At 63.1% G+C, this 1,060-nt stretch carries 2 pseudogenes; both read left to right on the plus strand.

Annotation, left to right across the window (positions count from 1 at the left end):
* Positions 1-110: 110 nt before the first annotated feature.
* Positions 111-584 (plus strand): annotated as a pseudogene (locus ACX80O_RS16690) (IS3 family transposase); the annotation flags it as partial.
* A gap of 212 nt (positions 585-796) precedes the next feature.
* Positions 797-1,060 (plus strand): annotated as a pseudogene (locus ACX80O_RS16695) (hypothetical protein); the annotation flags it as partial.

Genomic DNA, 1,060 nt, shown 5'->3' on the forward strand with positions numbered 1-1,060 from the left:
ACGAGCGCCCACGCAAGTCCCTGGACTGGGACACCCCGGCAGAGCGACTGCATGCTTTACTGGAACTCACATAGCGGGCCGGTGTTGCGACGATGCCTAGAATTCAAGCCGATGAGGGGTGGGTGTATTTATGCGCTGTCAGGGACGGCTGTTCGCGACGGGTGATCGGGTGGGCAATGGATTCGGCCCAAAGTGCTAGCTTGGTCGAGCGCGCGTTACGGATGGCTTACATCCTGCGCGGTGGCGGCCCTGCAGGGGTCGTATTCCACGCCGACCGGGGTACCCAATACACCTCGACCCAACTCCACCAGGTTTGCGCGGGGCTGGGCATCCGCCAATCCGTAGGACGCACCGGCGTCTGTTGGGATAACGCGATGCAGGAATCCTTTTGGTCAACGCTCAAAGCCGAGTTCTACGACCGGCGCCGCTGGGCGACACGACACGCAGCGATCCAGGCGACCGGTAGATGGATCGAAGAGTTCTACAACCGCATCCGCCTCCACTCAGCGCTGGGCTACACGACTCCCGTGGAACACGAACAATTTCTCACCACAGCAAAGCCTCAGCCGGCACAAGCCGCCTGACCAACTGTCCACGACTTGCGGACAACCCCATGAGATCTGGTGGGTGATTGGGCGTGTGAGTCGCCCGATCTGACGCCTCGGCGGGTGGGTTGTGGGGTTTCGTGCACGCCCCCTGTGGGCTGTGACCGGGCCGCGAAAAATAGTTCAAAATTCTTTTCCGGGTGCCTTCCTGCGGACCTTATTTTGTCAGTGCCCGATGATGGAATGAAGGTATGAAAAGCAGTACAGCTTCTCCTACCGGAACGGGATTCGTTCCCGAATCCGGCGCGGATTCCGGCTCGACCGGCGGGCCCGCGAATACCGCCGCGGGGGCTTCGGGCGGTTCTTCGGGGACGTCTGGTGCGGCGTCTGGTGGGTATGGTCCTGGGGGTCCGTTGGGCGTCGGCGCGGTGTGGACCGCCCCGGCGGCTGATCGGGAAGCGGCAGCTGATCGGCCGGTGTTGATGGGCGGGGTGGCTGTGGCGGCGGTGGTCGGC

The organism is Arthrobacter glycogeni (genome assembly GCF_054511155.1).